At 65.0% G+C, this 6,900-nt stretch carries 10 protein-coding genes and 1 pseudogene; 3 read left to right on the top strand and 8 right to left on the bottom strand.

What is annotated here, in order from left to right; genetic code table 11:
- The 8 genes from rplQ to BN11_RS08715 form a co-directional block, all read right to left on the bottom strand.
- Positions 1-631: 50S ribosomal protein L17 (rplQ, locus tag BN11_RS25130; RefSeq protein WP_083433632.1), on the bottom strand; the 631-nt coding region annotated here is incomplete at its 3' end.
- Positions 632-670: 39 nt separating this feature from the next.
- The gene (locus BN11_RS08745; RefSeq protein WP_048696686.1) at positions 671-1,696 is read right to left on the bottom strand and encodes a DNA-directed RNA polymerase subunit alpha; all 1,026 of its coding nucleotides are present in this window, start codon (positions 1,694-1,696) and stop codon (positions 671-673) included.
- Positions 1,697-1,916: 220 nt separating this feature from the next.
- A complete protein-coding gene (gene rpsD / locus BN11_RS08740; protein ID WP_048696684.1) occupies positions 1,917-2,525 on the bottom strand; it encodes a 30S ribosomal protein S4 in 609 nt (202 codons plus the stop codon).
- 29 nt (positions 2,526-2,554) lie between these two features.
- Positions 2,555-2,950, bottom strand: coding sequence for a 30S ribosomal protein S11 (gene rpsK, locus BN11_RS08735; RefSeq protein WP_048696682.1), 396 nt, complete (start codon positions 2,948-2,950; stop codon positions 2,555-2,557).
- Positions 2,950-3,327, bottom strand: coding sequence for a 30S ribosomal protein S13 (gene rpsM / locus BN11_RS08730; protein ID WP_048696680.1), 378 nt, complete (start codon positions 3,325-3,327; stop codon positions 2,950-2,952). The genes rpsK and rpsM overlap by 1 nt, the downstream gene beginning before the upstream one ends.
- A gap of 193 nt (positions 3,328-3,520) precedes the next feature.
- Entirely contained in the window at positions 3,521-3,634 is a 114-nt protein-coding gene (gene rpmJ / locus BN11_RS08725) for a 50S ribosomal protein L36 (protein WP_048696678.1), read from the bottom strand.
- A 57-nt stretch (positions 3,635-3,691) separates the two neighbouring features.
- Positions 3,692-3,913: a translation initiation factor IF-1 gene (infA, locus tag BN11_RS08720; RefSeq protein WP_048696677.1), complete on the bottom strand. Its 222-nt coding sequence runs from the start codon at positions 3,911-3,913 to the stop codon at positions 3,692-3,694.
- A gap of 133 nt (positions 3,914-4,046) precedes the next feature.
- Complete coding sequence (locus BN11_RS08715) at positions 4,047-4,556, bottom strand: RNA polymerase sigma factor (RefSeq protein WP_083433631.1); 510 nt, start codon at positions 4,554-4,556, stop codon at positions 4,047-4,049.
- 300 nt (positions 4,557-4,856) lie between these two features.
- On the opposite strand from BN11_RS08715, the gene BN11_RS22550 reads away from it, so the two are divergent.
- The 3 genes and pseudogenes from BN11_RS22550 to BN11_RS26340 form a co-directional block, all read left to right on the top strand.
- The gene (locus tag BN11_RS22550) at positions 4,857-5,516 is read left to right on the top strand and encodes a zinc metalloprotease (protein WP_157044050.1); all 660 of its coding nucleotides are present in this window, start codon (positions 4,857-4,859) and stop codon (positions 5,514-5,516) included.
- A gap of 75 nt (positions 5,517-5,591) precedes the next feature.
- Positions 5,592-6,308: a hypothetical protein gene (locus BN11_RS22545; protein ID WP_157044049.1), complete on the top strand. Its 717-nt coding sequence runs from the start codon at positions 5,592-5,594 to the stop codon at positions 6,306-6,308.
- A gap of 434 nt (positions 6,309-6,742) precedes the next feature.
- Positions 6,743-6,900: pseudogene (locus tag BN11_RS26340) on the top strand (IS1634 family transposase); the annotation flags it as partial.

Genomic DNA, 6,900 nt, shown 5'->3' with positions numbered 1-6,900 from the left:
TCTGGCTGGCGGTAGGGGCAGCAGAATCGACGGCTGCGTCCTCCGCCACCACCGGAGCCGGGGCGTCCTCGACGACCGGAGCGTCCGCGACGACGGGGGCGTCCTGCACCTCGGCCTCGGCGACCGGAACGTCCTCGGCCACCATGTCCTCGACCACGACGTCCTCGACCGGAGCGGCGGCCACGGGAGCGTCCTTGGCCTTCTTCTCCTTGGCCGCGCGCTTGGCTGCGCCCTCGGCCTCGGCGACGACGGCGCGCTTCGGCTTGGCCGAGACGGGCTCGCGGACGAGTTCGATCACGGCCATGGGGGCGTTGTCGCCCTTGCGCGGCGCGATCTTGGTGATGCGCGTGTAGCCGCCCTGGCGCTCGGCCATGTCGGGAGCGATCTCGACGAAGAGGCGGTGGACGACGCCCTTGTCGCGGACGACGGTCATCACGCGGCGGCGGGCGTGCAGGTCACCGCGCTTGGCGAAGGTGACGAGGCGCTCGGCGAGCGGGCGCAGGCGCTTGGCCTTAGCCTCGGTCGTCGTGATCGAGTCGTGCTCGAAAAGGGCGGTAGCCAGGTTGGCGAGGATCAGCCGCTCGTGAGCCGGCCCGCCGCCGAGGCGGGGACCCTTCTTGGGGGTAGGCATTGATTTCTCCTAGGTGATGTGGTCGCTCAGAGCCGGCTTTTACAGTTGCTCGTCCTCGGCGAAGGACAGGTCGTCGTCCTCGTCGTAGGAGTCGTAGCGGTCGCCGAGGGCGGACGGGTCGAATCCGGGCGGGCTGTCCTTCAGGCCCAGACCCATGCTATGCAGCTTGGCCTTGACCTCGTCGATGGACTTGGTGCCGAAGTTGCGGATGTCCAGCAGATCCGCCTCGGACCGGCCGACGAGCTCACCCACGGTGTGGATGCCCTCGCGCTTGAGGCAGTTGTAGGAGCGGACGGTCAGCTCGAGGTCCTCGATCGGCAGTGCCAGGTCGGCGGCGAGAGCGGCATCCGTCGGCGACGGACCCATCTCGATGCCCTCGGCCTCGACGTTGAGCTCACGGGCCAGGCCGAACAGCTCGACGAGCGTCTTGCCGGCAGAGGCCATCGCGTCACGGGGCGCCATCGAGTTCTTGGTCTCGACGTCGACGATCAGCTTGTCGAAGTCGGTGCGCTGCTCGACACGGGTGGCCTCGACCTTGTAGGTGACGGCCAGCACCGGGGAGTAGATGGAGTCGACCGGGATGCGGCCGATCTCCTGCTCACCGGACTTGTTCTGCTGCGCCGAGACATAGCCGCGGCCGCGCTCGACGGTCAGCTCCATCTCGAGCTTGCCCTTGTCGTTCAGGGTCGCGATGTGCAGGTCGGGGTTGTGGATCTCCACACCGGCGGGCGGGGCGATGTCGGCGGCCGTGACGGCGCCCGGGCCCTGCTTGCGCAGGTACATCACCACGGGCTCGTCCTCCTCGGAGGAGACGACCAGGCCCTTGATGTTGAGGATGATCTCGGTGACATCCTCCTTGACCCCGGGGATCGTGGAGAACTCGTGCAGCACCCCGTCGATGCGGATGCTGGTCACGGCGGCGCCGGGGATGCTCGACAGGAGCGTGCGGCGCAGGGAGTTGCCGAGGGTGTAGCCGAAACCGGGCTCGAGCGGCTCGATGACGAACCGGCTGCGGTTTTCGGCGACGACCTCCTCGGTCAGGAGGGGACGCTGTGCGATCAGCACTGTTTTCTTCTTTCCCGAAGACACCCGCTATTTGATGTCTTCGTATGCCGACGCCGGACCTCGGTATGTCCGCCGCCGCTCCCCACCGCTGGGCGGGGCCGCCCAGGGCCGGGCCAAGGAACCTCTGCTAGCAGAGGTTGGTCAAATCTGCAGACCGTGCTAGGTGTGCTGATTTCACTAACGTCTGCTAGCAGAGGTTCCTTGACCTCAGCCCGAAGGGCTAGTTCTTGGAGTAGAGCTCGACGATCAGCTGCTCGGTGAGCTGGGAGTCGATCTGCTCGCGAACGGGCAGCTGGTGGATGAGGATCTGCAGCGTGCCCGGGACGACCTGCATCCAGGCCGGGACCGGACGCTCGCCGTAGGTCTCCCGCGCCAGCTGGAACGGGAAGGACTCGACCGACTGCTTGCGGATCGTGATGATGTCGTACTGCTCGACGCGGTAGGACGGGACGTCCACGCGCACGCCGTTGACCTCGAAGTGGCCGTGCGTGACGAGCTGACGCGCGTGGCGGCGGGTCCGGGCCAGGCCGGCGCGGTAGATGACATTGTCCAGGCGGGACTCGAGGATGGTCAGCAGGTTGTGACCCGTCTGACCGGGGCGGTTGGCCGCCTCCTCGTAGTAGCGACGGAACTGCTTCTCCATGACGCCATAGGTGAAGCGGGCGCGCTGCTTCTCCTGGAGCTGAGTGAGGTACTCCTTCTCCTGGATGCGGCGGCGGCCGTGCTGGCCGGGCGGGAAGGGACGCAGGTCGAAGTTCTTGTCGCCGCCGACCAGGTCGAGCTTGTAGCGGCGGGACTTCTTGGTGATGGGGCCGGTGTAACGAGCCATGACTTAGCTATTTCTCGCTTTCGAAAGGCTCAGACGCGGCGGCGCTTGGGCGGGCGGACACCGTTGTGCGGGCTGGGGGTGACATCGGAGATGGCACCGACCTCGAGGCCAGCGGCGGTGAGGGAACGGATGGCGGTCTCCCGACCCGAGCCGGGACCCTTGACGAAGACGTCGACCTTGCGCATGCCGTGCTCCATGGCGCGGCGGGCGCAGGCCTCGGCGGCCATCTGCGCGGCATACGGCGTGGACTTGCGCGAGCCCTTGAAGCCGACCTGGCCGGCGGAGGCCCACGAGATCACCGCACCACTGGGGTCGGTGATGGAGATGATGGTGTTGTTGAAGGTCGACTTGATGTGAGCCTGGCCCACGGCGACATTCTTCTTGACCTTGCGACGAACCTTGGTCGCGCGTGCCTTGGGGGGCATTACTTACCAGCCTTCTTCTTGCCAGCGACGGTGCGCTTGGGGCCCTTGCGGGTGCGGGCGTTGGTCTTGGTCCGCTGACCGCGAACCGGCAGACCACGACGGTGACGCAGGCCCTCATAGGACCCGATCTCGACCTTGCGGCGGATGTCCGAGGCGACCTCACGGCGGAGGTCACCTTCGATCTTCACATTCGCTTCGAGATAGTCACGCAGCGCGACCAGCTGGTCATCCACGAGGTCCTTGACGCGGACGGACGGGTCGACGCCCGCGGCCTCCAGCGCCTTCTGGGACGTCGTGCGACCCACACCGAAGATGTAGGTCAAGGCGACCTCGACGCGCTTGTCGCGCGGCAGGTCGACTCCAACGAGACGTGCCATGGGATGGCATTCCTTTTCTGTTCATCCGGAGGTATCGGTGCAGCGCCAGTCGGGTGGGTGCTCACGGCCGTATGCCGTGCCAGCCCGTCCCCGGCCTCCGGGCCGGGGGTGACGTCCCGCCGTATGCGGGGGTCGGGCGTCTGCGTGTTTCTTCAGTTGTCGTCGGGGAAGCTCTGCGGCGTATGCGGTGCGATCAGCCTTGGCGCTGCTTGTGGCGCTGGTTGTCGCAGATCACCATGACGCGCCCGTGGCGGCGGATGACCTTGCACTTGTCGCAGATCTTCTTGACGCTCGGCTGAACCTTCATTGCCTTCGTCTTTTCTCGATCGGCTGTCCCGGTGACCGTGTGGCCACCGGAGTTGGGCTACCGGTAACGGAAAACGATGCGCCCGCGGGTCAGGTCATACGGGCTGAGCTCGACCACGACCCGGTCCTCGGGGAGGATCCGGATGTAGTGCTGACGCATCTTGCCCGAGATGTGGGCGAGAACCTTGTGACCGTTGCTGAGCTCCACGCGAAACATCGCGTTGGGGAGCGCCTCGACGATCGTGCCCTCGACCTCGATGACACCGTCCTTCTTGGCCATATCCTCCGTCAATCCTGGTTGGCGACCGACCCCCCTGGCGTGCTGGGACCGGCCATACGAAATCGGCCGCGTGAGACAGACGCGAGAGCGCATGCGCACACGTGACCGACACTCCATCTTACGGGAGGCGTGCTCAAGCACGAAATCCGTCAGCTTCGACCTCGCTGGATTGGAGCAGCGGGTGAGTGGAGAGCGTGGCCCGCGCGCGCTGGAGGCGTTTGCGCACGGCGGCCGGCGAGAGGCCGAGCACCGCCCCGACCTGCTTCGACGTCAGGGCGTCCCAGTAGGTCAGGCGGGCGATCTCCCGGTCGGCTTCGGGAAGCACGGCGATGGCTGCGCGCAGCCGCTCGGCGTGATCGTCGGTCGGGGCGGGCGAACCGGTTGGAGCGAGCTGCGCGCTGAGTTCGGCACGAAGCCGGTCCGTGGCGGCCAGCCGCCGCCGGTTCCCGCGCCGGTGGTTGGCCAGTTCGAGCCGGGCGATCCCAATCATCCACGCGAGCGCCTCACCCGCATCGCTCGGCGCCGCGTCGTGCTTACGCCAGACGACCAGGAGGGCCTGCTGGAAGACATCGGCCGCGTCCGCCGGTGGGGTCGCAGCGCCGCGCAAGATAGGGATCACGCGCGCCCCGCGCGCCCGGACCAGCGCCTCGACGTCTGCGTCGACATCGGGGTCGTCCTTCCTTTGCTCTCACCCCAAGGCGTCCGGTCCCGGCCGAACTGTGACAGGTGGCGCCGGACCCGAACCACAGGACGTTTCGCGCTTGACGTGAGGTAAGTCGAATCGATCCGGATCCGATGCTCCGTCGACCCAGAGGTGTGCCGCGCAGCCGCCAGGTCAGCGCTGGCTGACCAGGGTCACGTGGGCGATTGAATAAGGGCCCCGGCGGCTCTGGTCGAACTCGGTCCCTCGACAAGCCGCCCCGCGCGGGTAATACTGCCCGGGATGGGAAGAATTCCGGCGCAACCGAAAATAGTCGCTCACCACGGCGGGCTGAGGGTTGCACTCGGGCTTCTCGCGGCCACTGCCTGTGGACTGCCCGCAACGGCGGCCTCGGCCAACAACTTCGGCTCCGCGTGCGACAGCGCGACGCCCGGGTTCCCCGGCACCTGTGTCTCGCTCGCAAACAACACCTCCCATGCAATCAAACGCGTCGGAATGTATGACACCAGTGCGGCGCTTGACGACGTACCAGGGATGGCCACTGCCATATCGCGATTTACCGATTTCAAGTATTCCGACACTGTAACGAATATGTTCATCACCACAACTGACCCACAGCCCGATGTGGTGGCTTCGGATGATTATTATCCCCATTACCCCGACGTGGCCGGCTGGGTGAATTGCGCCTCCGGCAATACCGGAACTGGTGGAAGCCACCCGAATCGATGGTGTCGGGGACAGCATCTGCGAATAAACTCATACTCTTACTGGAACCGCAGTGACGTCCTTGACAATGTCAACCAACGACGCAGGGTTGCCTGCCACGAACTCGGTCACACTATCGGGTTGAGGCACAAGCCCACCGACCCCGCGGAAATCCCGACCTTCCCGTTGGCCGAGTCGAACCTGACGTGCATGTTCTATAACGTTCATGATTCTTGAGGTACGCCTTCCTATATACGAGGTCATGACCAGAATCATATCGATGATAACTACTGATGTAACGGAGGTTCGTAAATGTCTGTTCGGAGTGTCGCGGTCGTCGCCGGTGTTCTTGTGGCTACAGCCTCCTGTGGCTCCATTCGCGACGATGCGCCGGTCCGCGCGTCGAGCGTCAGTCCGATAACGAGTGCACTAACCGCCTCGGCGAGCAGCCGTGAGCCTGTCGGGGGGTTCGAGCGATTCAGCTACGGCGAAGCCGTCGAATTTTTGCCGCCGCCCGCGTCTCTCCAAGAACTCAGGGCCCGAACAAGTGTGATTGTAAAGGCAAGAATCGCCCACGTCGTCTTCGTGGACGAGGTCGGGGATGAAGGAGCTCGCGATCGGATTTTCGGTTGGAAGTTGTCGAACCTCCAGATCGTTTCGGGAAAGCTCGTAGATGCGACCGCAGATGTTGTCGTCCCAATGCTCATGTCCCTCCCTGAAGGGGACGTAAGCGAACAGTTGCTATCCCTGAACGAAAGCTTGCCGACCGGGGAGGCATTGTTCTTTCTCCATACGATGACACTCCCGAATCCAGCCGACAAGCCGAAACCTGACGCTCCACCAATGCCAACTTCGCCCGATGCTCGGCTCTATACTCCAGCCCACGCGTTCGCGATCCTTGTCGAGGATTCCGAGCGGAACCGGGTTTATAGTGCCGTGGTAGAGGGCACGGTTTGGGCGGAATCGGGATTCCTCGCCGAAGTATCCAATTTCTCGACGCTCGATGACTTGTGCAGGGAACTCGCGTAGGAGCTAACTCAGGGCTGATTCATTCTCGGGCGTGTGGTGTGTCTGCATCGTGATGTGACACGCCGGGTGTATAAGCAGTGCGGGCACGAGCGGCCGTGGATCGTGGTGGGTGCTTAACGTCCACTGACGTTCCGAACGGAGACGCTCGTGCCCGCAACGGTATCTTCCCTCATTCCGACCGCTGAGGCCCTATCTGCCCATGATGTCCGTCCCGCGATGGCGGTGCCGGTCGCGGTGTGGGAGGTGTTGTCCACGATCCCCGATCCCCGCTCCCGGCAGGGCCGCCGCCATGAACTGCCGACCGTGGTCGTGGTCGCTCTGGCCTGACTCGTGCCACGTTGGCGTGATTCCGGGTCGGGCCGGATGTTTGTGCTGGTCAGCGGCTTGAAGGCTTCGAGGTTGACACACTAATCGGGCCGGTAGGGTCGGTGCTCGTGGTGTTTGTGCGGAAGGTCCCGACCGCTTCGGGGGCCACGGCGGTGCAGATCGCTGAGCGTGTCGGGGACCGCGACAACGTGATTGAGCACGTGGGATCGGCACGCACGCCGGCTGAGCTGGTCGCCCTGCTCGAGGTCGCGCGGGCACGGATGCA

This window comes from Nostocoides australiense Ben110, from assembly GCF_001050535.1.
Lineage (GTDB): Bacteria > Actinomycetota > Actinomycetes > Actinomycetales > Dermatophilaceae > Nostocoides_A > Nostocoides_A australiense.
This window is presented reverse-complemented; position numbering and strand designations above follow the sequence as displayed.

Excerpts from the sequence above, each read along its gene's own strand:
- rpmJ (WP_048696678.1), bottom strand. The coding sequence starts at position 3,634 with ATGAAGGTTCAGCCGAGCGTCAAGAAGATCTGCGACAAGTGCAAGGTC.
- BN11_RS22545 (WP_157044049.1), top strand. The coding sequence starts at position 5,592 with ATGTCTGTTCGGAGTGTCGCGGTCGTCGCCGGTGTTCTTGTGGCTACA.
- BN11_RS22550 (WP_157044050.1), top strand. The coding sequence starts at position 4,857 with ATGGGAAGAATTCCGGCGCAACCGAAAATAGTCGCTCACCACGGCGGG.
- rpsM (WP_048696680.1), bottom strand. The coding sequence starts at position 3,327 with ATGGCACGTCTCGTTGGAGTCGACCTGCCGCGCGACAAGCGCGTCGAG.
- rpsK (WP_048696682.1), bottom strand. The coding sequence starts at position 2,950 with ATGCCCCCCAAGGCACGCGCGACCAAGGTTCGTCGCAAGGTCAAGAAG.
- infA (WP_048696677.1), bottom strand. The coding sequence starts at position 3,913 with ATGGCCAAGAAGGACGGTGTCATCGAGGTCGAGGGCACGATCGTCGAG.
- rpsD (WP_048696684.1), bottom strand. The coding sequence starts at position 2,525 with ATGGCTCGTTACACCGGCCCCATCACCAAGAAGTCCCGCCGCTACAAG.